Origin of the sequence: Thalassotalea algicola (genome assembly GCF_012932965.1) — a bacterium.
In the GTDB taxonomy this organism is placed as follows: Bacteria; Pseudomonadota; Gammaproteobacteria; order Enterobacterales; family Alteromonadaceae; genus Thalassotalea_F; species Thalassotalea_F algicola.
The window spans coordinates 477,291-499,080 of sequence record NZ_JABBXH010000002.1 but is presented as its reverse complement, the minus strand read 5'-3'; the positions used below and the strand labels follow the sequence as shown (position 1 = coordinate 499,080).

Annotated in this window: 24 protein-coding genes; 10 read left to right on the top strand and 14 right to left on the bottom strand. The window is 38.0% G+C overall.

The window, feature by feature from the left end:
- Positions 1-15: 15 nt before the first annotated feature.
- Both HII17_RS06940 and HII17_RS06935 read left to right on the top strand, forming a co-directional pair.
- Complete coding sequence (locus HII17_RS06940; protein WP_169074614.1) at positions 16-459, top strand: DoxX family protein; 444 nt, start codon at positions 16-18, stop codon at positions 457-459.
- Between the two features lie 67 nt (positions 460-526).
- Positions 527-1,066 (top strand): hypothetical protein, encoded by a 540-nt coding sequence (locus tag HII17_RS06935; RefSeq protein ID WP_169074613.1) that lies wholly within the window; start codon positions 527-529, stop codon positions 1,064-1,066.
- Between the two features lie 5 nt (positions 1,067-1,071).
- On the opposite strand, the gene HII17_RS06930 is transcribed toward HII17_RS06935, so the two are convergent.
- The 4 genes from HII17_RS06930 to HII17_RS06915 form a co-directional block, all read right to left on the bottom strand.
- On the bottom strand, positions 1,072-1,803 hold the full coding sequence (locus tag HII17_RS06930; protein ID WP_169074612.1) for a glucose 1-dehydrogenase: 732 nt from the start codon (positions 1,801-1,803) through the stop codon (positions 1,072-1,074).
- A gap of 60 nt (positions 1,804-1,863) precedes the next feature.
- On the bottom strand, positions 1,864-2,508 hold the full coding sequence (adk, locus tag HII17_RS06925; RefSeq protein WP_169074611.1) for an adenylate kinase: 645 nt from the start codon (positions 2,506-2,508) through the stop codon (positions 1,864-1,866).
- Positions 2,509-2,720: 212 nt separating this feature from the next.
- On the bottom strand, positions 2,721-5,429 hold the full coding sequence (locus HII17_RS06920) for an ATP-binding protein (RefSeq protein ID WP_169074610.1): 2,709 nt from the start codon (positions 5,427-5,429) through the stop codon (positions 2,721-2,723).
- Complete coding sequence (locus HII17_RS06915; protein ID WP_169074609.1) at positions 5,426-6,523, bottom strand: ABC transporter substrate-binding protein; 1,098 nt, start codon at positions 6,521-6,523, stop codon at positions 5,426-5,428. The genes HII17_RS06920 and HII17_RS06915 overlap by 4 nt, the downstream gene beginning before the upstream one ends.
- 149 nt (positions 6,524-6,672) lie before the next feature.
- On the opposite strand from HII17_RS06915, the gene HII17_RS06910 reads away from it, so the two are divergent.
- Positions 6,673-7,044 carry a VOC family protein gene (locus HII17_RS06910; RefSeq protein ID WP_169074608.1) on the top strand — a complete coding sequence of 124 codons (372 nt, stop codon included), beginning with the start codon at positions 6,673-6,675 and terminating at the stop codon, positions 7,042-7,044.
- A 62-nt stretch (positions 7,045-7,106) separates the two neighbouring features.
- Here the strand turns inward: HII17_RS06910 and htpG are convergent, their stop codons facing one another.
- Positions 7,107-9,068, bottom strand: a complete 1,962-nt coding sequence (htpG, locus tag HII17_RS06905; RefSeq protein ID WP_169074607.1) for a molecular chaperone HtpG — start codon at positions 9,066-9,068, stop codon at positions 7,107-7,109.
- 99 nt (positions 9,069-9,167) lie between these two features.
- Entirely contained in the window at positions 9,168-9,890 is a 723-nt protein-coding gene (locus HII17_RS06900; RefSeq protein ID WP_169074606.1) for a substrate-binding periplasmic protein, read from the bottom strand.
- Positions 9,891-10,145: 255 nt separating this feature from the next.
- Between HII17_RS06900 and HII17_RS06895 the strand changes: the two genes are divergently transcribed.
- Positions 10,146-11,366, top strand: coding sequence for an NnrS family protein (locus HII17_RS06895; RefSeq protein WP_169074605.1), 1,221 nt, complete (start codon positions 10,146-10,148; stop codon positions 11,364-11,366).
- Positions 11,367-11,378: 12 nt separating this feature from the next.
- Here HII17_RS06895 and recR read toward each other — a convergent pair whose 3' ends face one another.
- A complete protein-coding gene (recR, locus tag HII17_RS06890) occupies positions 11,379-11,984 on the bottom strand; it encodes a recombination mediator RecR (RefSeq protein ID WP_169074604.1) in 606 nt (201 codons plus the stop codon).
- A 157-nt stretch (positions 11,985-12,141) separates the two neighbouring features.
- Between recR and HII17_RS06885 the strand changes: the two genes are divergently transcribed.
- The gene (locus HII17_RS06885; protein ID WP_169074603.1) at positions 12,142-12,687 is read left to right on the top strand and encodes a GAF domain-containing protein; all 546 of its coding nucleotides are present in this window, start codon (positions 12,142-12,144) and stop codon (positions 12,685-12,687) included.
- Positions 12,688-12,740: 53 nt separating this feature from the next.
- Here HII17_RS06885 and HII17_RS06880 read toward each other — a convergent pair whose 3' ends face one another.
- The 4 genes from HII17_RS06880 to rsuA are packed head-to-tail and all read right to left on the bottom strand — an operon-like array spanning position 12,741 to position 14,700.
- Positions 12,741-12,920 carry a hypothetical protein gene (locus HII17_RS06880; RefSeq protein WP_169074602.1) on the bottom strand — a complete coding sequence of 60 codons (180 nt, stop codon included), beginning with the start codon at positions 12,918-12,920 and terminating at the stop codon, positions 12,741-12,743.
- 19 nt (positions 12,921-12,939) lie between these two features.
- Positions 12,940-13,593 (bottom strand): signal peptidase I, encoded by a 654-nt coding sequence (lepB, locus tag HII17_RS06875; protein ID WP_169074949.1) that lies wholly within the window; start codon positions 13,591-13,593, stop codon positions 12,940-12,942.
- 36 nt (positions 13,594-13,629) lie between these two features.
- On the bottom strand, positions 13,630-13,971 hold the full coding sequence (locus HII17_RS06870; RefSeq protein WP_169074601.1) for a 5-carboxymethyl-2-hydroxymuconate Delta-isomerase: 342 nt from the start codon (positions 13,969-13,971) through the stop codon (positions 13,630-13,632).
- A 36-nt stretch (positions 13,972-14,007) separates the two neighbouring features.
- Entirely contained in the window at positions 14,008-14,700 is a 693-nt protein-coding gene (rsuA, locus tag HII17_RS06865; protein WP_169074600.1) for a 16S rRNA pseudouridine(516) synthase RsuA, read from the bottom strand.
- Positions 14,701-14,907: 207 nt separating this feature from the next.
- On the opposite strand from rsuA, the gene HII17_RS06860 reads away from it, so the two are divergent.
- The 3 genes from HII17_RS06860 to HII17_RS06850 are packed head-to-tail and all read left to right on the top strand — an operon-like array spanning position 14,908 to position 16,210.
- The gene (locus HII17_RS06860) at positions 14,908-15,369 is read left to right on the top strand and encodes a hypothetical protein (RefSeq protein ID WP_169074599.1); all 462 of its coding nucleotides are present in this window, start codon (positions 14,908-14,910) and stop codon (positions 15,367-15,369) included.
- 2 nt (positions 15,370-15,371) lie between these two features.
- The gene (locus HII17_RS06855; protein ID WP_169074598.1) at positions 15,372-15,590 is read left to right on the top strand and encodes a helix-turn-helix transcriptional regulator; all 219 of its coding nucleotides are present in this window, start codon (positions 15,372-15,374) and stop codon (positions 15,588-15,590) included.
- An 11-nt stretch (positions 15,591-15,601) separates the two neighbouring features.
- Positions 15,602-16,210, top strand: a complete 609-nt coding sequence (locus HII17_RS06850) for a uracil-DNA glycosylase family protein (protein WP_169074597.1) — start codon at positions 15,602-15,604, stop codon at positions 16,208-16,210.
- 1 nt (position 16,211) lies between these two features.
- On the opposite strand, the gene HII17_RS06845 is transcribed toward HII17_RS06850, so the two are convergent.
- Positions 16,212-17,042, bottom strand: a complete 831-nt coding sequence (locus HII17_RS06845) for an ion transporter (protein ID WP_169074596.1) — start codon at positions 17,040-17,042, stop codon at positions 16,212-16,214.
- 5 nt (positions 17,043-17,047) lie between these two features.
- Complete coding sequence (locus tag HII17_RS06840; protein ID WP_169074948.1) at positions 17,048-17,689, bottom strand: MBL fold metallo-hydrolase; 642 nt, start codon at positions 17,687-17,689, stop codon at positions 17,048-17,050.
- 186 nt (positions 17,690-17,875) lie between these two features.
- Between HII17_RS06840 and HII17_RS06835 the strand changes: the two genes are divergently transcribed.
- Positions 17,876-19,201 (top strand): sodium-dependent transporter, encoded by a 1,326-nt coding sequence (locus HII17_RS06835; protein ID WP_211185278.1) that lies wholly within the window; start codon positions 17,876-17,878, stop codon positions 19,199-19,201.
- Between the two features lie 161 nt (positions 19,202-19,362).
- Positions 19,363-20,445 (top strand): GGDEF domain-containing protein, encoded by a 1,083-nt coding sequence (locus HII17_RS06830; RefSeq protein ID WP_169074595.1) that lies wholly within the window; start codon positions 19,363-19,365, stop codon positions 20,443-20,445.
- A gap of 30 nt (positions 20,446-20,475) precedes the next feature.
- On the opposite strand, the gene HII17_RS06825 is transcribed toward HII17_RS06830, so the two are convergent.
- A complete protein-coding gene (locus tag HII17_RS06825; protein WP_328824489.1) occupies positions 20,476-21,726 on the bottom strand; it encodes a DNA recombination protein RmuC in 1,251 nt (416 codons plus the stop codon).
- Between the last annotated feature and the right edge of the window lie 64 nt (positions 21,727-21,790).

Here is a 21,790-nt window from a genome sequence, read left to right as displayed (position 1 = left end):
TTACTAGAGGTTTTTATGACAAGCACACTTGCCCTGCTTAGGGATTATTACAACCAATATTTTGGTTTAACCACACATTTACATACTCCTGCTTTATTGTTAGCAAGGGTCTACATCAGTTGGATATTTTTTAAGGCCGGCCTTGTAAAATTAAGAGATTGGGACTCTACCCTGATGCTATTTGAATACGAATACCAAGTACCCTTATTACCCTTTGAGATTGCGGCCTATTTAGCTACAGCTGGTGAATTGATATTACCCATTTTGCTGACAATAGGTTTGCTAACAAAGCTATCATCTCTCGGTCTATTTGTGATTAACCTTGTTGCAGTAATTGCTTATTTAGACATGACACAGGCAGCCTTAAATCAACATATATTTTGGGGTGCATTAATGCTTATGATAACGCTATTTGGCTCAGGGGACGCTTCGTTAGACAAACGATTTAAAATCACTTAAAGCTTTGATATTATGACTAAATCCATATAGATTAACGCGTAAATAATTAACAAATCAAAGCAGAGACATGGAAAATAAAGCTTGGTACAAGTCACCCGAAATGATTGTAGGTCTATCGGCATTAACGGTGAGCCTTGTCGCGGTTTTTGTAGGCATATATTCAGCGTATATCGATAGGGCCTACGCAAGAGCTTCAGTATGGCCGCGACTTGAAATATTTAGAAGTTATAGTGGCAAAGCTGAAACGTTTGAATACGGTGTCACCAATAGTGGCACTGGGCCCGCAAAAATTAAATACGTAGTCATAAAATATAATGACAAAGCAATTCAGTATTGGCGAGATATTGATGCATTGTCAGCAAAAGATGTAAATTTTACTCAGTCATTTATTAGCAACCGTATAATATCACCTCTACAAGTGGTGAATCCTATAAAAGCCACAACAGCTAGTTCAATGATCGACTTTATTAATACTGAATCACAATATGTTAGCATAGACATATGCTATTGCTCGATTTATGACGAATGTTGGTTAATCGACCGCAAAAACGCTCCAGCCAATATTGAAGAATGTGTTATCAGCGAAAAAGAGCGCTTTTTACAATAAAGCGCTTATTTACCGCCAGCTAAATCAATAAATGTTCCTGTAACATATGAAGCCTGTTCAGAAAGCAGCCATACAACCGCATTGGCTACTTCTTCCACTGTACCGCCACGTTTTAGTGGTATCTGTGGTGTTAGTCGCTCAACTCTATTAGGCTCACCGCCGTCAGCATGCATATCCGTCTTGATAAACCCTGGTCTGACACCATTCACCCTAATATTTCTTTCCGCCAACTCAAGGGACAAACCTTTGGTCAATGAATCTATTGCACCTTTTGATGCCGCATAGTCTACGTATTCAAAAGGCGCACCTGTTCTGGAGGCTGCAGAAGATACATTAACAATTGCGCCATTTTTTTTAATTTGGGCAATAAATTCTTTTGCACATAAAAAGCAACTTAATACGTTGGTGTTCATGACTTTCTGAAATCGATCTACATCAATGTCTTGAAGACTAGCTTGTTTAAATAAAATACCTGCATTGTTGACTAAGTGTGTTATTTGGCCAAACGCTTTATTCGTTTCCTCAAAAAGTCGTTTTACATCAGCCTCTTGAGACACATCAGCTTGAAAGCAAATAGCTTTGCCGCCACCTTTAATAATATCTTCTACAACAATTTTCGCTTGCTCGCTTGCATGTAAATAATTTACACAAACGGCATAACCTTGTTTAGCCAGTAATTTAGCAGCAGCTGCGCCAATGCCTCGGCTTGCACCAGTAACAATAACTACCTTGTTCATTTATTTCTCCCGCCAATAAAAAAGCCCGCATAAAGCGGGCTCTTTCAAAAGAATTTCAACTTAACCAAGTTCAGCAGCTAGTTTGGCGCTAACTTCTTCAACTGGTTGCGTACCATCTAACGTTAAGTATTTACAGTTTCCATTACCAGCTTCTGCTTGGTAGTAATCAACTAGTGGCTTAGTTTGTTCGTGATATATCGCAAGACGCTTACGTACAGTAGCTTCTTCATCATCTGGACGAACGACTAGGTCTTCACCAGTGTCATCATCCTTGCCTTCTGCTTTTGGCGGATTGTAAACAATGTGATAAACACGACCAGAACCAGGATGAACACGACGACCAGCCATACGCTCAACGATGACTTGATCTGCTACATCAAATTCAATCACACTGTCGACATCGACACCGTTTTCTTTCATTGCATCTGCTTGAGGAATTGTACGAGGGAATCCATCTAATAAAAAGCCTTCTTTACAATCGTCTTGGGCGATACGCTCTTTTACTAAACCAATAATCAGTTCATCAGAAACTAATTGACCAGCATCCATTACTTCTTTTGCTTTTTTCCCTAGTTCAGTACCTGCCTTAATTGCTGCACGTAACATATCACCAGTAGAAATTTGTGGAATACCGTATTTAGCCATTAAAAATTGTGCTTGTGTGCCTTTACCAGCGCCTGGAGCACCTAACAAAATAATGCGCATAAAGTCTGCCCTATGAATTATAAAATACCAATTTGGTTGATTAACTTACCTAAGTTATTAACAAAATTAGCCAACCAAAGTGCTATTGAATTCTGCTGTTTTATTAAAGTGTCACACTATACATTTTCACATGTATGCAAACAAGTAACATTTAACTGCTCGGATCAAAAAAGGCGCGATTTAGCGCCATTTTTAGACCAATGTCTAATGCCTTATTTAAGATGAGTAGTAATGGCGCGAAATAAAGCTTGGATTTCAATTGGCTTACCAACATGATCATCAAACCCTAACATCTGATATTTCTTTATATCTTGCTCCATTACATTAGCAGTCAGAGCAACAATAGGTAATGTACGATGTTTTCTTTTTATCAAACGGCACGCTTCCATACCGTCCATTTCTGGCATTTGTATGTCCATAAAAACAAAGTCTGGTCTATATTCATCCACTAATTCAACGGCCTGTTTACCATTCTCAACAATTTCAACCTCGGCATTAGTTGCCTTTATCATTGCTAAGAACACTTTCTGATTAATACGATTATCTTCTGCAAGCAAAATTCTCTTATCAGATAACTCTGGTGTAATTACTTCAAACTCTTCTGCTACTGTTGACAAACTATCATCGGCTTTTGTGAGCGGTAAACTCACTTCAAAATTGGTTCCTTTATCAAGCGTACTCTCAACTTCAATACGGCCATGCATTAAACTAACTAATGCATGAGTAATTGCCATTCCTAAACCTGTACCGCCAAACTTTCTCGTAGTTGAAGTATCAGCTTGTTCGAAACGTTTAAACAATCTAGATATTTGCTCTGACGTCATACCAATCCCTGTATCTTGTATGGTAAAAATCAACTGGCCATCGGTTATACCTTCTTTAGCAATAGCAATAGTGACGCTGCCCTTTTGGGTAAACTTAACTGCATTTGACACCAAGTTAACTAACACTTGCTTGACTCTTACAGGGTCGCCTATCCAACTGTCATGTGCTCCTTCATCTAACTGGTACTGCACTTCAATACCTTTAGGCACTGCTATTGGGTTTATTTCTGAAATGACTACATGGACTAACTCACTGAAGCTAAATGGCACTTCCTCTAGCGTTAACATGCCAGCTTCTACCTTAGAAAAATCTAAGATGTCATTTATTATGGTTAATTGGCTTTTACAAGAAAATAATGCTTTATCTATAAGTTCGACGGAAGAGGCTTCTTTAACTTGTTTTTTCAACACTTGTAAGGAGCCATAAACACCATTCATTGGGGTTCTAATTTCATGGCTCATATTCGCCAAGAATTCACCTTTAGCTCGATTTGCGGCATCAGAATTTTCCAATGCTTTAACCAAAGCCGATTGTGTCTGCATACGTTCAGAAATATCTTTAACTAGGCCAACAAACAACTCTTCTTTTTGGTTAAATACTGAGGTAACAATCAATTCAATAAGAAACGCTGAGCCATCTTTACGCAGGCCTAGTAATTCACGCGACTTACCTATCATGTTGTCTTTTCTTTCACCTTTATAATTTTTTAAATATCCGTCGTGATGCTTTGCAAAGTGTTCAGGCATTAGCATTTTAACGTTCTTGCCTATAAGCTCTTTTTCCTGGTAACCAAATAAAGTCACTGCTGCCGTTGAAAAACGTCGAATAATGCCTTGTCGATCGATAATTATTAGCGCTTCACCTAAATTATTCAGCACCGCTTGTTGAAAATCGACGTGGTTTTTTAAGCTGAGCTCTTGCGATTTCCTTACTTCAATCATATTCAACAATCCACTACCAAGTTCTTTTAACTCTAATTCGCTGGTTTCACGTAGCTGAGGAATAACGTTGCCCTTTTGAGCAGCTTTGACAACTTGGGTTAGGTTTAATATTGGGGTCGTTAACCTTGATGAAGCAATATAAGCGACGTAGCTAACAACCAAAATGGTGACAATCACGACAAATAATGACGAAATAAGAATATCTTCTAAGAAAGCAAAAGCATCCACATTATGAGTTTCATTAATAACGAACCAATCAACACCACCTATTGATAAGGGATGCCTTACCGATATCACCTCATGACCATCGACATCTAATGTCCGGTATGCTGTCACGTTTTGATGTTTAACACTTAATAAAACTTGCTCATCTTTTTTAATTGGAGGTGTCTTATCACGCAGTATTTGTTCTTCACTGTCATGAATAGCTGAGCGATACTCGCCGTTGGCTGCTACTAAAAAATTATAGCCATCTTCATTTTTTATTGTTTCAAGTAATTGGTTAATTCTGTCTAATTTAATTTGAATGGCAAAAACACCCGCACGCTCCCCAGCATCATCCAAAATCGGCGTGACTACAAAACCATAAATACCCGAATTAGAGGGCTGGTAACGTTCCAAATCTGAGAATAACGTTTGGCCTTCTTGAAATGATGCTTTAACGGTTAAAGCAAATTTGGTGTTTGCGTACTGTCCATGAAATAAATTAGTACCAAGCTCGTTTTCCTTAGCAACACTAAATAGTACATTGCCTTCGTTATCGATAATAAATAGGTCGTAAATGTAATCATACAAGTACCATTGATTCATAAAATGCTGGCGATTTTTACTACTTAATTCTTCCCATTCCACGCTTTCGACAAAGCCAGCTAATGTTTGGTTCGAGCTTTTATAAGCCGTTTGTAACGTCGCTAAAGTGGACGTTGTCGCTTCACTGCTAGACAGTCGTTTAAGGTCCATAAAACGATAGTCAAACCAGTTTTGAATAAAAATAGTTTGCGCTGCAACTTCGGTTGCCAAGTAATCAATAATTTCACTTTCAACATCTTTTTTGGCAACGGTGTAAATAATTCCCGCAGTGAAAACAACAGGTATCAGACTAATGAATAAAAACCACTGAATAAAGCTTTGTTGGATCGTTTTACTTTTTGTCATTTTTGTTCGATCTCGTTATCTGATGCTTTATCTATATGGGCAAACTCATCAATGTCGATTACTTGTTTTAATACCCCGGCTTCAATTGCTAAATTCATTATTTTCTGTAAACCTGGCTTATCGATATCCAAATTTAGATAGTTGATAACTCTTAATTCGGGGTTAAGACTTTGGCGAATAGCTTTTTCAGTATGCGCTGGAATGTGCTTTCTTATCAGCTTAACAATTTTATTTAAGTTATCTCCGCCTTGTTCTCTTGCTTCTTCAATATATTTCCCTGCTTTTTTAATGGCAAGAAACACTTCATCAACTGCCTGCTTCTTGTTATTTAACGCATAATTAGTCGCTAACGCTATACACTCTACATGACCATTATTTGAAGTAATAATATCTTTAGAAAACCACGCTACGCGCCCGTAATTTTCGGTTTCTACGACATCTATCCAAGGCAAAGACTGCTCTATGCCCGCAACCTGAGACAAATTGCCTTGGCCAAGTAAGTACGCAGGGGAACTTGGTGGAGAAACCGTTCTTACAAAAACGTCGGCATCATCATTGGGTGTGATACCTAACGTAAGATTGTTATCTTTTAGATATTTAAATAACGCCACAGAATGCGTCGACAATATATGTGGTACGCCAACGATGATTTTATTCTGGTTTTGGTCTGCCAATTTAACAGCTTGCGCAAGATTTTTTTGAGGTAAGCGGGCATTTCTTTCTGCGGGTAAAGCCAGTTGCTCGGCCAGTTGGTGTGTTATAGCCAAACCATTACCATCTCGGTGCATTAAACCAACCCATTTAAAGCTTTGCGATTGCTGATACATAGACATCGCCAATGGCGCCATAACAAACGCCATATCAGCTTTATCGTTTAAAAACTTGGCTCTCAATAGGTCCCAATTTGGCACTCTTTCTATTGAGAAATCTGCATACTCCATATCATAACGATAAAGTTCATAGGCTATAATTGCGGCATAATGATCTGCAAGCGGTATATAAAGCGCATTAATTTTCAGCTTTTCGTCTTTCGTATAGCCGCGAGTAGACAACAACAAAGTTACGGTGAAAAATACAAGAATTACTCTATTCATCTGAGTTAGTGATACATGACATATGAATCAATTGTAGAACATTCAGTTGATTTTGCTTAAATTTAATAGTGTAAACAGAAGGTTATAATATTAAAAATTGAACTATGATTAATAGTGATTAAACAATTTAATATAATAAGGAGTACGTGATGTCACTTGGTTGCTTTTCTATCAGTCTATCTGTGAAAGATTTATCAGCGTCAAAAAGCTTTTACGAAAAGTTGGGCTTTAGCGTTTATGCCGGAGAAATGGCTCATGGCTTTTTAATAATGAAAAATGGCGGTACAAACATCGGCTTATTTCAAGGCATGTTTGAAGGCAACATTATTACTTTTAATCCTGGTTGGGATAGCAACGCACAACCTTTAGACGATTTTGATGATGTTCGCACATTGAAACAGCAATTAACAAATGAGGGGATAGAGGTTGTTAATCAATCATTAGAAAACGATAGCGGTCCAGGTAATTTCTCTATTATAGACCCTGACGGTAATGCGATTTTGTTTGATCAACATGTTTAATTGTTATTACGAAAAAGGCACCCAAAGGTGCCTTTTTAAGTTTATACATTTGCTTTACTGGTTTACTTTGTAAGGCTTAACATCAATTTATTCAAGCGAGCAACAAAAGATGCTGGATCTTTTAAGCTACCACGCTCTGCTAATGTTGCCTGTTCAAATAACACATCAACCCACTGGCCGAACTTGTCATCGTCTTGTTCATCTGCAACGTGCTTAACTAACTCATGCTCTGCGTTAATTTCAAAAATCGGCTGAGACTCTGGCACTTCTTGACCAACTGACGCCATTAACTTTTGCATTTGAATGCTCATGTCATCTTCAGCAGTGACAATTACCGCAGGAGAGTCAGTTAAACGGTTAGAAATTTTAACTTCTTTCACTTTATCGCCTAACGCGTCTTTCATGCGCTTAACTACTGAATCAAATTCTTGCTCAAGTTTCTCTTGCGCTTCTTTTGATTCGTCGTCTTCCATGTTACTTAAGTCAACACCACCACGTGCTACTGACTGCAATTGCTTGCCATCAAATTCTGTTAAGTGGCTTACTAACCATTCATCAATGCGATCTGAAAGCAAAAGAACTTCGATACCTTTCTTGCGGAACACTTCTAAATGAGGGCTGTTCTTAGCCGCTTCAAAACTGTCTGCCACTACATAGAAAATCTTATCTTGACCTTCTTTCATGCGCTCAATGTACTCGGTCAAAGATACGTTTTGAACCGCTGAATCTTCGTTAGTTGAGGCAAAGCGTAATAATTTAGCAATAGCTTCTTTATTACCCATGTCTTCAGCTGGGCCTTCTTTTAATACTTGGCCGAACTCATTCCAGAATAACTGATAACTTTCTTTATCTTTGTTACCCATTTTATCAAGCATTTTAAGTACACGTTTAGTACAACCCTTGCGAATGGCTTGTGTGACTTTACTGTCTTGTAAAATTTCACGTGATACGTTTAATGGTAAATCGTTTGAGTCTAATAAACCTTTAACAAAACGTAAGTACGTCGGCATAAACTGCTCAGCGTCATCCATAATGAATACGCGTTGAACATATAATTTCAATCCGTGTTGCTTTTCACGATTATGCATGTCAAACGGCGCTTTACTTGGGATGTAAAGTAATGACGTGTACTCTGTTTTGCCTTCTACTTTGTTATGTTCCCAAAGCATAGGGTCAGCAAAATCATGTGAGACATGCTTGTAGAATTCTTTATATTCATCTTCAGTAATATCCGCTTTTTCTCGCGTCCAAAGCGCAGTTGCTTTGTTTACTGCTTCCCATGTAGCAGGAACCGCATCACGTGCTTCAACTGCCGGGCGAGTGATGTTACCCTCTTCGTCTTTTTCTTCAGCAACAGTTTCTACGGCAGGCACTTCTGGTGTTAACATTTCAACAGATACAGAGATATGATCTGAGTATTTAGTCACAATTGACTTTAAGCGCCAATCGTCAGCAAACTCTTTCTCATCTTCTTTTAAATGTAAGATGATATCGGTACCACGATTCGCTTTTTCAATTTTGCTCGTAGTGAACTCACCTTCACCTTCACTTTGCCATTCAACACCTTCAGATGCTGCAACACCTGCGGCGCGCGAACGAACAGTAACTTTATCAGCAACAATAAATGCAGAATAGAAGCCAACACCGAATTGACCGATTAATTGTGAGTCAGCAGCTTGATCACCAGAAAGCTTAGAGAAAAACTCGGCTGTACCAGATTTTGCTATAGTACCTAAATGCTCAACGATTTGATCATGAGTCATACCAATACCATTGTCTGAAATAGTTACCGTATTATTTTCTTTATCTGCGCTCACGCGAACACGTAATTCGCCATCTCCTTCAAACAAATTAGCATCTGACAATGCTTTAAAGCGCAACTTGTCTGATGCATCAGCCGCATTTGATACTAATTCACGAAGAAAAATTTCTTTGTTTGAATAAAGTGAGTGGATCATTAATTGAAGTAATTGTTTTACTTCGGTTTGAAAGCCATGAACTTCTTTTTGACCTGTCTCAGACATCTGAAACATCTCCTATCTGAATACGTTGTTTACAAAATTTAAGGCTTTTGCCTTACGATAATTCAGATATGGGGATAGTGATTTTCAATTCAAGTATATTTATTGAGGATTTTGTTCAAGCAACGCTTGATGTGCGTTTTTTATCCTATCAACAGTCGTCTGAGGTGTACCTTTACTGATTGCCATACAAAGCTTAGGATCTTTTTTAAAGGTATGTACAACTTCAACATGGTTAGTTTGAAGTCCATTTTCTTTTAGTATTCGTTGGATAGAGTGATCAAAATCTACGATCAAATCAACACGGCCAAGAAGTAACTTATTCACATTCGCATCGTTATCTGCTGCCAAGTGTATATTGCGTTCTTCCGTTAAACCTAGGCTTAATAAATAATCATGAGTATAAGCACCACGAATAACGTTAACTGAGTAGTTGTGTAGATCTTCGTTGTTTTTCACCACAATATCACTTCGTGAACTCAGTTTATAAATTTTGTTTACAGGCTTTTCAGGTAATGAACACACCCAATGAAATAATGACTCTCTTTTAGGACTTCTAAAGATAGAATAAATTAAAACGTTTTTACGTTTGAGAGCTAAGTTGTATGAACGATGCCAAGGATACATATCTAAATGGTATGGAATTTTGGCTTTTTCCAGTACTGATTTTACCCAAACTGTTGACGATCCAACTAATTCTCCAGTCTCATCCACGTAATTAAACGGCCACCAACCTTCAGTGACAACCTGTAGCGACTGTTCAGCCTCTACACTAGGTATGAGAATAAAAATTAACAACGTTAATTTTTTGGCAAATCCATTCACGTAATTGTTTACTCTTTTAACTACTAACCATAGAACTAAGTTTATCTATGCTTAAGGCTAGATTTATATGCTTAGCTTACTACTGCAAGTTTATATTAATAAAGACGATGCTAATTGTTTATAAAGGTAATTAATAGCCTCGTCATTGACACGCATCAAAAATAGGCATTTTAATGAAAGAGACTTAGCTAGCTTATTACGTTTTGCAGCAGTAACATACAATCAAACGACTCTACTGTTAACGCTTACAGGCTTATGATACAAATTTCAGAACCAGAATCATCGAAAAGTACAAATGGCTTTAAAAACCACCCTTTTTGGCAATTACCATTTCGTTCTTTTTTCATATTCGCTTCACTTGCCTCTGTATTTAGCATTCTAGCTTGGTTCGCCTCACTAAATGGTTATTTAACCTTAAACAGCCAAGGACTACTACCCATTACTTGGCATGCTCACGAAATGATCTTTGGCTTTGGTATCACTATTGCGGCGGGATTTATACTAACTGCCGTACAAACATGGACTGGTCTGCCAAGCATAAAGGGATCGCCTGTAATAGCATTGCTCAGCCTTTGGCTATTAATTCGATTATCGCTTTGGGTAAACAATGAGTATTCGTTAATTGCAGCAACTGTAATGCAGTTAATTTGGTGGGTGATAGTAATTAGCATATTTGCCAAACTGGTTATAAATTCAAATAATAAACGCAATTATATTTTTATTCCGCTATTTACTGTTTTAGCCTGTGTGCAGCTAACCATATTGCTTGCCAGCTACTTTCAACAACACAATCTAGCAATACATTTAACTCGTTCTTCTGTTTTATTATTTACCGTTGTTATTACCTTAATTGGTGGTCGAGTAATACCTTTTTTCACGGTAAGAGGTGCAAAAACTGAAGCAATAGCGCCCAGCGAAAAAGTCGAATCACTCATACTACCGGCTTCTATAATTACAGCATTACTTTATATTGTAAGTTACTTCTTTTCTTCGTGGGCAGGCAATGAACCGCTGCAGTACCTTACTGGTGCAGTATTTATCACAACAGGTGTTATACACTTTATCAGGCAAGCAAGATGGCGAGGGTTAGAGACATTTAAGGTACCGCTATTGTGGACACTACACCTATCGTACTTTGCCATGGGGCTTGGTTTAGTTTTAGTTGGCTTTAGCTACTTATTGCCTGAATTACCATTTACGACAGGCTTGCACGTGATTACCGTTGGTACCATAGGCTTAATGATATTATCAATGATCAGTCGTGTATCTTTAGGTCATACAGGTCGAGCACTCGAAGTTAAACCAATAATAACATTTGCCTTTATATTAATGGCAGTAGCGGCTTTCGTCCGTGTTATTTTGCCTTTAGTAGGTTTACCACTATATGGTTGGAATATAAGCGCTATCGCTTGGGCAATAGCGTTTACATGTTTTGTTATTGTTTACTGGCCGATCCTTTCGACACCAAGAAAGTAACCCTAACAAGTTTTAGACCTGATAGTTTTTTCTGCCTGTTAGTGCGTGAGATAAAGTATTGCCATCAACATACTCAAGCTCACCACCAACAGGTACACCATGAGCAATTCGTGAGATATTTACGTCCATCGAGTGAGCCATTTCTGCAATAAAATGGGCAGTTGCTTCACCTTCTACTGTTGGATTAGTTGCTAAGATAACTTCTTTAACTTGTCCTTGATTAAGTTCATTTTCTAACAAATCTAAACCTAAATCATCTGGCCCTATTCCATCTATAGGTGACAGGTGGCCCATTAAAATAAAATATCGACCTTGAAACTCTCCTGTTTGTTCAATGGCAATTACATCAGCAGGATTTTCCACTACGCACAATAGTTTTGATTGCTGCCTACGTGGACTTTCACAAATTTCACATAAAGTTTGCTCAGTAAAATTTCGACATTTTTGGCAATGACCGATGTTTTCCATCGCCTTGTTTAACGTTGTAGCGAGTTTAGTTCCACCTTGGCGGTTACGCTCTAATAGATGAAATGCCATACGCTGCGCAGTTTTCCCACCGACGCCTGGTAAGCATTTAAACGATTCGATAAGTTCTTGAACTAATGGGCTGAATTTCATAAAGCGGGATAACTCGACAGTATAGGTATTTTTAAATTATCGAGCAGTCTACCAAAAACTACCCCATGTTTTGAATAAAACATTAATACGCATAAAAAACTTATTTTCAATTACGCTCTGCTATTATTTAAAGTGACGATTACTTCTGGGTACCTATATGGATAACATTGTTTCATCATTATCAATTGCGCTAAGCAACCCTCGCCTCACACTCCATAACAAACTGGTAAAATTATGTCATGCCATCGATAAAGCTATTCCTTCGTGTAATAGAGTGAGCATTTGGTTATTTAGCGATGATTATTGTGAGATGACATCACTCATGTGTATCGATGAAACCAACACTATTTCCGCCGGTGAAGAACTTTTTAGCGATACTTATAGCGATTATTTTGACCACATATTAAATAATCAATTTCTGGTATCGTCAGATGCAAAGAACTGCGACATAGCAAAGTGTTTTAACCTAGGTTACTTTGATATTTATGATATCCATTCGCTGTTAGATATTACTTTCGAACATGATTTTAAGCCTTTAGGGATTATTTGCTGTGAACGAACGGGGAATAAAACTGAATGGACAGAAAAAGATTTAAATCAACTAAAGCGCATCGCTAGTATTACTTCCACGTTTTTGGCTGACAACGTTTCAAAAACCTATAGTAAGATTGATAAATCATCTTTAATTGAAAAGCTTAGTTAATTAAAGCGAAGTTAAATACAGAAACATTGCTAAAAAGGCTGTCTAAACAGCCTCTACTTACTTCTTTCACCCAACTCTTCATTGGAGGAAAATATGCCAAACCAAAAGGCTAGTTCGAAACATGCGCCGAGAATAAAGAACAGCGCCATACCTGAACTACTTCCCACCCCGTAGCAGATAATTGCTACGACGATTAACAAAATCAATACAGTAAACCGTGTAAAATTAGTCATAAATGGCTGTTCCTGTAAACTAATCCAGCGAGCTAAAAAAGCGACTTACTCGCGGTAAAAAATAATTGTCGTAATCAAGAGAGAATGCGACACTTTGACTTTGTCCGACTATTTCGTTTCTAGGGACAAAGCCAATAAATCGAGAGTCGGCACTGTTATCGCGATTGTCACCTAGCACTAGATAGTGCCCTTGAGGCACTTCAACTTCAGAAAATGAATCATAAGGTTGGTTAGCATTTGATTTACGTACACGATAGCTAACACCTTGAGTTGTTTCTAGATAATCGATGCTTTGCTCAGCATGATCAATTATGTCATATTCTGCAGGCTGCCCATTGATAAGAAGCGTATTATCTTTCATTGCAATAACATCACCCGGTACACCAATAACTCGTTTCACCAAACGCTTATCCGAAGCTTTTGAGTCAAAGATCACCACGTCACCTAATGATGGTTCACCTGTTTGCATAAGGGAAATATGAGTAAACGGAAGGCGCACATCGTATGCCATTTTGTTGATAAAGATACGATCACCTTCAACAATAGTCGGATTCATTGAACCAGTAGGAACATCATTCCAATCGGCAACGGCACTGCGAAAAACACTCATTAACACAAGAAATAATATAAAGCCGCGATTGTCCTTTGCTAGCTTAGTAAACTTTCCTATCATCATAGATTCCTTTTATATTTCGTTTAATATAAAAAGCTATACGATACATTTGTTATAGCTTTCTCTTTCCATTTCTATGATTTCAACGGTAAGCGAAAGTTCCTGCAAAGACATATTTTGTAACGTTTTCAATAAACAGTTTGATAAATGTTGCCGCTGTTCTAACGTTCTACCGGATAAAACCCTTGCCGTAACATGAATAAAACCTTTGGCGCTTGTACCAATTCTCGAGTGGTCAAAACAGCAAGTTCTTAATTTGATGTGCTCTGGCTCGAATAAATTCGATGCCAATGCACCAGCTTGAACTTGTCCAATAAGTGTTTTCGCTGACGTTTGCGATTCAACATCAGCCGAATATTCAATTATGCAATGTGGCATACTCTTCCTATTAAAGTGCTATGTGATAAAGGTTTGCTAACTAAATAATGCGATTTCTTGTTCGGTAAGATATCGCCACTCCCCTAACATTAAGTCATCATCGAGTATAATGTTGCCGATGCTTTCTCTATGTAATGCTTCAACAAAGTTACCAACCGCAGCAAACATTCGCTTTACTTGGTGATATTTACCTTCCATTATCGTTAACAGCACTTCATCATCATTAATCACTTCTATCGTTGCAGGTAAGGTAAGTCCCTTTTCATTATTAAGTTGGACACCACTCTCAAGCTCAGCAATGGCTTGCGGAGTAATTTTATCCCTTAACCAGACACGATAAGTTTTCTTGCACTGCTTTTTCGGTGAGATAATATTATGCGACCATTTTCCGTCGTCAGTGATTAATACTAACCCTGTAGTATCAGCATCTAATCTACCGGCAATATGCAACTCAAATGCACGGTCAACTTCTAAAAAGTGAAGAATAGATGGGTGCACTTCATCAACATTAGAACAAATCACATCTTGTGGCTTGTTCATCATAATATAACGCTGGCCTATCAAGGTTAAAACACTACCATCTACTTTGATTTCAGCACCTTCTTCAACCTTAAACGCACCATTTTTAACGATTTCACCATCAACCGTAATTTGTCCGCTTTTCAGCAATCTTTTAGCTTCATTTCTCGTCAGTTCTGTACTTTTAGTGATGTATTTATCTAATCGCATTGCTATGAAAGTTCTTTATTAAACTAAAGGAGGGTTTATGGAGCCTTATTATGCCTCAAGCCAGATGTGATTAAAATGAAACGCCTTAAATTGTTAAAAATAACAAACACAATGACAAATATATTTGACACCACCACAAAGTATGATTACATTAACACCATGTCTAATATTTTTTACACTCAATTTTGTTACATTTAAGGAAGAGCCATGTCGTTTATACATAAAAGTGTATGGATTCAATTTTTTATAACCTTGTTTATTGGTTATCACTACATCGATAGCTTTATCTATTTATACGAGGCAAATAAGTTAACTAATGAAGGGTATACTGAATTATTAATTTTTACCGCTTTTCAACTCGTTATTCTTAATATTGCGGTTCATACCATAGTCGCAATCTTTAGCAATAAAGATGAAATAGAACAGCAAAGGGATGAACGAGATGACTTGATCGCCTTAAAGGGGAGTAACGCTGCTTACAATTTATTAAGTGTTTGGGTCATGATCATCGTTGTACAGCTATGGTTAAAATCTATTCCTGGTGCGTATTATTACTTTGAAGCGCTAAGTGCGGAATTTAATGTACTAAATATGTTATTGGTAGGTTTTTTACTGGCAGAAATTATCCGTTTTTCTACAAAACTCTATCATTACCATAAAGGTGCCTAGTTATGGCTAAAGAGATAACGAACAATATTCGCACGTTACGGTTTCATCATAGTGAAATGACCCAACAAGCCTTGGCACAAGCAATAAAAGTTTCAAGGCAAACCATTGTCGCAATTGAAAAAAACAAGTACTCTCCTTCATTAGAAGTTGCTTTTAAAATTGCCGATGTGTTTGGTGTTACATTAAATGATGTTTTTCAATACCAAGAGTCGGACTATTAGAGAAACCATTAATGACTTCTCTTAAGCAGCTATTATCTCAGATCAGTCAATGTCAGCTGTGTAAAAACCAATTACCGTTGGCACCAAGGCCTATTTTACAGTGCAATGTTAACAGTAAAATACTAATTGCTGGACAAGCGCCAGGTGTCGTCACTCATGAAAAGTTGCGACCTTTTGATGATAAAAGCGGAGAGCGGCTAAGAACTTGGCTTGGCGTAGACAAAACGATCTTTTATAACGAAGAGCTACTTGCCATTGTGCCTATGGGCTTTTGCTACCCAGGTAAAGGAAAGTCAGGTGATTTACCGCCAATTCCACTTTGTGAAAAAACTTGGCGGGCTCCCTTGCTAGCTAAACTCCCGCAAATAGAACTAACAATTTTAGTAGGAAAATATGCTATCGATTGGCACTTAGCCAACTTAGCTGGCGAGTCCCCACTCCTTAAATACAAAAATATCACCGACGTTGTAAAGCATTATCAAGTATTACTACAACAGCATACTATCGCCCTTCCACATCCTAGTCCGCGTAATAATTTATGGTTAAAGAAAAACCCGTGGTTTGAGCAAGATGTCATTCCTTTGCTCCAACAACGGGTTGCATCTATTTTAACTAAATAAACTAACGAGTGTTTTGCTTAATTAATGCTTTTAACTCAGCTATTTCGTCGTGCAACGCTTCAATTTGTGCTCGGCTTGCAGGTTCGCCGCCTTCTCTACTTTCACCGTGTGATTCTACACGAAAGTTTTCATGCTCTTCACTCATCACTTCGAGAATAGTACCAACCATCATATTTAAGAAGATAAAAGCAGTTAAGAAAATAAAGGTAAGGTAGTAAATCCAACTAATTGGATAAACCGCCATAGTTTCATACATAACGTCAGTCCAATCTTCAAATGTCGCCACCCTAAATAGCGTAAGCATTGAAATTGAGACATCGCCCCACAATACGTCATTGATATCCTTAAAGACGATACTACCAATCGCTGCGTAGATGTAAAAAATGACGAACATCAACAACGCGATATAACCCATACGAGGAATTGCTTTAATTAGCGCATTTATCAATAGCCTTAATTCCGGCACCATTGAAACTAAACGCAATACCCTAAATACACGCAGTAACCGCGCTATCAAGACGCCAGAACCACCTGATGGAATTAGTGAGCCTATAACAATGATGGTATCAAAGATATTCCATCCATTTTTAAAGAATTCCGGCTTTTTTCTGTAAGCAAGAAATCGAATAGTGAGTTCGACAACAAAAAAGACCGTAACCGCTACATCCAGCGCTGCTAATACGACAATAGCTTGAGCAGGTAAATTATGAGTTTTGGCACCAACAAGTAAGGCCGATAATATAATGACCGCGATGACAACCCCTTGAAACCACTTACTGGAATCGACTTCCTTCAAGCGTCGCTGCATGCGAAAAATTATTGTATTCTTCATTGTGGCTAGTGCGCTCCATCACCTACAAACGGGTTGCTCCGACGTTCTTCTCCAAAAGTAGACATTGGGCCATGACCCGGAATAAAACGTACGTCATCCCCTAATGGAAATAAGTTTTTACGAATTGAATGAATCAAAGTTGCGTGATCACCTTTAGGGAAGTCCGTTCGACCGATCGAACCTTTGAACAATACGTCACCTACTTGCGCAAGTTTTGATTCACGATGGAAGAACACAACATGACCAGGTGTATGTCCTGGACAGAAATAAACTTCCAGCTCTATGTTACCAAAGTTCACTTTGTCACCTTGCTCTAACCAACGATCGGTATCAAATGCTTCTGCATGAGAAAAGCCAAAACGCTCTTTTTGCATCGGAATCATATCTATCCAGAATTGATCTTCTTTTTGTGGTCCTTCGACTTTTACACCGTAGTGAGTTGAAAGCGCTTTTGTTGCACCTGCATGATCAATGTGAGCATGAGTTAACAATACTTTTTCTAACGTTAAGCCTTTGCTATCAATGAATGCAATGACCTGCTCAACATCGCCACCAGGGTCGACCACTGCCGCGTGTTTTGTTTCGTCGCACCAAAACACCGTACAGTTTTGTTGAAAAGGCGTTACTGGAATAATTTGATACTGCAACATAGCTGATTCTTTTTCACGTAAAGTTAGTATTGAACAGATCATATGGGCTATGCCTTACAATGCCAAGAGCCATGAGCAAATTATCTTAATTAACCTTTCTAATTTAAAAATTACTTCACTATCAAAGTTGAAGTCGGTAAGCTCGGCAAAAGCAAAAATAATAATAAGAACTAAGAGTATATTTTGGTCAGAGATTCATTTCATTCCCGTATAGGTTTCGTATTAGCCGCTGCAGGCTCCGCTATTGGCTTGGGTAACATTTGGGGTTTTCCTACGAATGCTGCCAATAATGGTGGTGGCGCATTTTTATTCGTCTATTTGGTTGTAACCTTGTTGCTTGCTCTTCCTGCACTATACGCTGAAATTTATATTGGTAATCAAGCGCAAAAAAACCCCGTTAGCGCTCTAGGTGAGGCATGTAAAAATCGCCTACCTCGTTTTGGCCGCTTTGCTGGTAAAGCTGGTCTTTGTGGCGCGATCATGATGCTAAGCTTTTATACGATTGTTGCTGGTTGGATGCTATCGCACGCCCTTTCAGCAGTAACTGCAATTGGCGGATTAACCGATCTTTCAAACTGGTTAGCGAGCGATAGTACATTAAGAAATTTACTATTTACTCCTGTATTTGTATTGTTGGGTGCAGCCATTATTCACCAAGGCGTTCACGCAGGTATTGAAAAATGGTCGGCTCGTTTAATGCCAATTTTGCTATTAATGTTAATCGGATTAATAATTTATATATTGCAGCAAGATGGAGCTATGGCTGGCTTAAAACAGTATTTAATTCCTGATTTTACTCAAGTAACCGACCCAACACTGGTCATTTCAGCAATGGGGCAAGCCTTTTTCTCATTATCCATAGGTGTTGGCGGTATGATGGTTTATGGCTCGTACATGCAAAAAGATAAAGATATTGGCAAGTTAGTCCTTTCAATTGGCGCCCTTGATACCTTCATCGCTTTCTTAGCTGGCTTACTCATTATTCCAGCGTTGTTTGTTGCACAACATGCTGGTCAGCAAGTATTTGCTGATGAAAAATTAATCGGTGAAGGACAACTAATTTTTAAAATTCTACCAACCTTATTTGAATCGATGGGGACTGTTGGCCTGCTAGTCGCTACGGGCTTTTTCTCATTACTTTCTATTGCTGCGCTTACCTCTACAATTTCTTCAACAGAAGTGCCGGTATCCTACCTTGTTGAAGAAAAATCAATGTCGCGTAAAAAAGCGACTTGGTTAGTATCTGCTGTCGTATTAACCGCCAGCATGGTATTAATCGCATTTTTCGAAGCGCTTTTTGGTATTGTTATTCAAGTGTTAACAACCATAATGCAGCCACTAAGTTGCCTGTTTTATTTCCTCGTTGTTGGCTGGATATGGAATAGAGGTAATAAACTTACCGATAAATCACGACTATCAAATGATAAATGGCTTTGGGTGTGGGGCAATTACTTAAGATATGTATGCCCTATTTTACTTACTGTCGTATTCGTTAACGTTGCATTTTAATTAACGATACGAACTTGCATTACAATTAAAGCCAAAAGTTACCTGCTTACACGTAGCTTTTGGTATTTTTAAATTTTTTATTCTCTTAAATAGCTGCCAAAGATAAATCAGTTCCGATAAACTAAGCTTGTTCATAATTCATTTCGCTTTATAGGTATAGGATGTTAGAGAAGCTCATTTCTTTGGGAACTGCATTTAAACCGTTTTCAGTTGCTAACAAAGTTCGCATGATGAACTTAATAGCACTTATTACTTGCGTTATTTCTGGCCTGTATACACTTTCATATGTCTTCGTTTTAGATAACCAGATTGTAGCGAGTATTAACGCACTATTTACCCTGGCGTACGCTTTAACGTTAGTTTTCAATCATTACCAAGCTTTTAAAGGCAGTAAAATATGGTTTTTCTGCGTATTAATGGTGCATCTACTCGTTTGCACTAACCTATATGTAACTAATGAGTCTGGCTTTCACCTATACTATTTTCTAGTGCCAACAGGGGCTTTTTTATTATTTGAATTACAAGAAAAGAAAGAAAAGGTCCTACTTAGCTTAACCGCAGTAATACTCTATTTTTATTGTGAAAACACAATAAATACTACGCCACTCATTGAATTAAGTGACGAGTTAAATCACTTAATATATCAATCTGTCATCTTAGTGAACATGCTTGAAGTCATATTAGTACTAACCATTTTTGCCAATGAAATCGAAGCAAATGAGCTCAAATTAACACGGCAAGCAACCACAGATTCATTAACTGGCATTGCTAATCGCCATTCATTTTTTGAGCAAGGTAAAGCCTTATTTTCTTCAGCTCAGTCTCATCAACGACCTTTTACCATTGTTTTGCTCGACTTTGATTACTTCAAACGTATCAACGACCAATACGGTCATTTCGTTGGCGATTTATGTTTAACTGAAATTACTAAAGTGGTCACTAGTCAATGTCGCAAACAGGACTTATTTGCGCGTATTGGCGGTGAAGAGTTTGCCATTATTCTGCCAGATACTACACAACAAGAGGCAAATAATATTGCCGAGCAACTTAGATTAAGTATCGAATGCCATAACATTCCGATTGTTGGCGAACAATATTTTACATGCACAGCCAGCTTCGGCATTGCCAGTAAGTCACCACACTGTAAAACCATGAAAGATGTGCTAATTCACGCAGATAAAGCACTATATTTAGCAAAGGAACTTGGCCGAAATCGAGTACAGCTTTATCAAGAAAGTGCTTAAATTAATTTAGCGAAGCCTAATCTCGAAAAATTAATCTTGCGAAGTTAAAAGTTCAGCACTATCAGGCTCAGTAATTTCAACCTGTTCAATTTTTTCAAATCTGCGGGTTATTTTATCGGCTGAGGTATGGATTTGTTTGACGTCATTTGCCGCTTGATCAATATGCCTCGCCAAGTTTCCAAAACGCCCTTTAAAGCGGTCAAAATCCTGAGCGAGAACAGCGAGATGCTCCTGAATAATATGCACTTGCTGTTTGGTAGCTTCATCTTTAATCACTGCTCTTGCAGTGGTTAAAATTGCCATCAGTGTAGTTGGTGAAGCTAGCCACACTCGCTGTTTATTTGCATACTCTACCAAGTCGCTATGATGAGCGTGAATTTCAGCAAATACAGCTTCTGCTGGTATAAACATAACCGCGCCGTCTGAAGTTTCATTTTCAATTAAATACTTACTAGCGATATCATTAATATGTTTTTTAATGTCTTGCTTAAACTGTTTCTGCGCATTATTACGAAGAAGTTGCTCTTCGTGTGGATTAGCCATGGTTTTATAGCTTTCCAATGGAAACTTTGCATCTACTACGACATTGCCCGTAGGTTTAGGTAGAAATAACAAGCAATCCGCCACTTTACCGTTAGACAGCGAATGTTGCAGTGAAAACTGGCTCTCAGGCAATACATTCCTGACAAGTGCACTGAGCTGTACCTCACCAAAGGCACCACGAGAACGTTTATCGGCTAAGACTTCTTGCAAACTCACCACATTACTTGATAGCTCAGTTATTTTCTTTTGAGCATCGTCTATTAACGCTAAACGTTTTAATATGTCGTTAAAAGTTTGTGTGGTTTTATCAAAGCCTTCTGCTAAACGCTTATCGACTTGACCACTTATTTCTTGTAAACGTTTATCGGTTGATTGGGTTAGCTTTTCAATGCTTGCCGTTTGCTCTTCACGATTAACCTTCGCCATTAACGTTAACTGTTCTGCAACACGTTGATTGTTATTACTTAAAAGCTGGTTAACTGATTGGAATTTTTCAAATAAAATCTGTTGTGTTTTTTGATCGCTACTATGTTGCTGCTTAACGAGCTTGATATAAATATCTGAAAAGGATTGCTCAAGCAGGTGCGCTTGATTTTGTGTAGCACTAACTTGTTCTGCTTTGTTATTTTTTATTCGTGCCACAACAATAAATACAATAACTAAGTTCAGGAACGTTATGACAAGCGTCGCAAATAATAAACTTAGTTCAAACGTCATCGAATCAGGTATTTGAATCACAACCACCACCAACACTGTAAATATTAACAGTTATTCTTACTTAAGTTGTATGATGAGTAAAGAA

Coding starts and splice junctions, on each gene's coding strand:
- HII17_RS06845 (WP_169074596.1), bottom strand. CDS start 17,042: ATGAAGAATACAATAATTTTTCGCATGCAGCGACGCTTGAAGGAAGTC.
- HII17_RS06855 (WP_169074598.1), top strand. CDS start 15,372: ATGGCTAAAGAGATAACGAACAATATTCGCACGTTACGGTTTCATCAT.
- lepB (WP_169074949.1), bottom strand. CDS start 13,593: ATGATAGGAAAGTTTACTAAGCTAGCAAAGGACAATCGCGGCTTTATA.
- HII17_RS06940 (WP_169074614.1), top strand. CDS start 16: ATGACAAGCACACTTGCCCTGCTTAGGGATTATTACAACCAATATTTT.
- HII17_RS06935 (WP_169074613.1), top strand. CDS start 527: ATGGAAAATAAAGCTTGGTACAAGTCACCCGAAATGATTGTAGGTCTA.
- HII17_RS06830 (WP_169074595.1), top strand. CDS start 19,363: ATGTTAGAGAAGCTCATTTCTTTGGGAACTGCATTTAAACCGTTTTCA.
- recR (WP_169074604.1), bottom strand. CDS start 11,984: ATGAAATTCAGCCCATTAGTTCAAGAACTTATCGAATCGTTTAAATGC.
- HII17_RS06920 (WP_169074610.1), bottom strand. CDS start 5,429: ATGACAAAAAGTAAAACGATCCAACAAAGCTTTATTCAGTGGTTTTTA.
- HII17_RS06895 (WP_169074605.1), top strand. CDS start 10,146: ATGATACAAATTTCAGAACCAGAATCATCGAAAAGTACAAATGGCTTT.
- HII17_RS06915 (WP_169074609.1), bottom strand. CDS start 6,523: ATGAATAGAGTAATTCTTGTATTTTTCACCGTAACTTTGTTGTTGTCT.
- HII17_RS06880 (WP_169074602.1), bottom strand. CDS start 12,920: ATGACTAATTTTACACGGTTTACTGTATTGATTTTGTTAATCGTCGTA.
- HII17_RS06910 (WP_169074608.1), top strand. CDS start 6,673: ATGTCACTTGGTTGCTTTTCTATCAGTCTATCTGTGAAAGATTTATCA.
- HII17_RS06870 (WP_169074601.1), bottom strand. CDS start 13,971: ATGCCACATTGCATAATTGAATATTCGGCTGATGTTGAATCGCAAACG.
- HII17_RS06885 (WP_169074603.1), top strand. CDS start 12,142: ATGGATAACATTGTTTCATCATTATCAATTGCGCTAAGCAACCCTCGC.
- HII17_RS06860 (WP_169074599.1), top strand. CDS start 14,908: ATGTCGTTTATACATAAAAGTGTATGGATTCAATTTTTTATAACCTTG.
- htpG (WP_169074607.1), bottom strand. CDS start 9,068: ATGTCTGAGACAGGTCAAAAAGAAGTTCATGGCTTTCAAACCGAAGTA.
- rsuA (WP_169074600.1), bottom strand. CDS start 14,700: ATGCGATTAGATAAATACATCACTAAAAGTACAGAACTGACGAGAAAT.
- HII17_RS06930 (WP_169074612.1), bottom strand. CDS start 1,803: ATGAACAAGGTAGTTATTGTTACTGGTGCAAGCCGAGGCATTGGCGCA.
- HII17_RS06850 (WP_169074597.1), top strand. CDS start 15,602: ATGACTTCTCTTAAGCAGCTATTATCTCAGATCAGTCAATGTCAGCTG.
- adk (WP_169074611.1), bottom strand. CDS start 2,508: ATGCGCATTATTTTGTTAGGTGCTCCAGGCGCTGGTAAAGGCACACAA.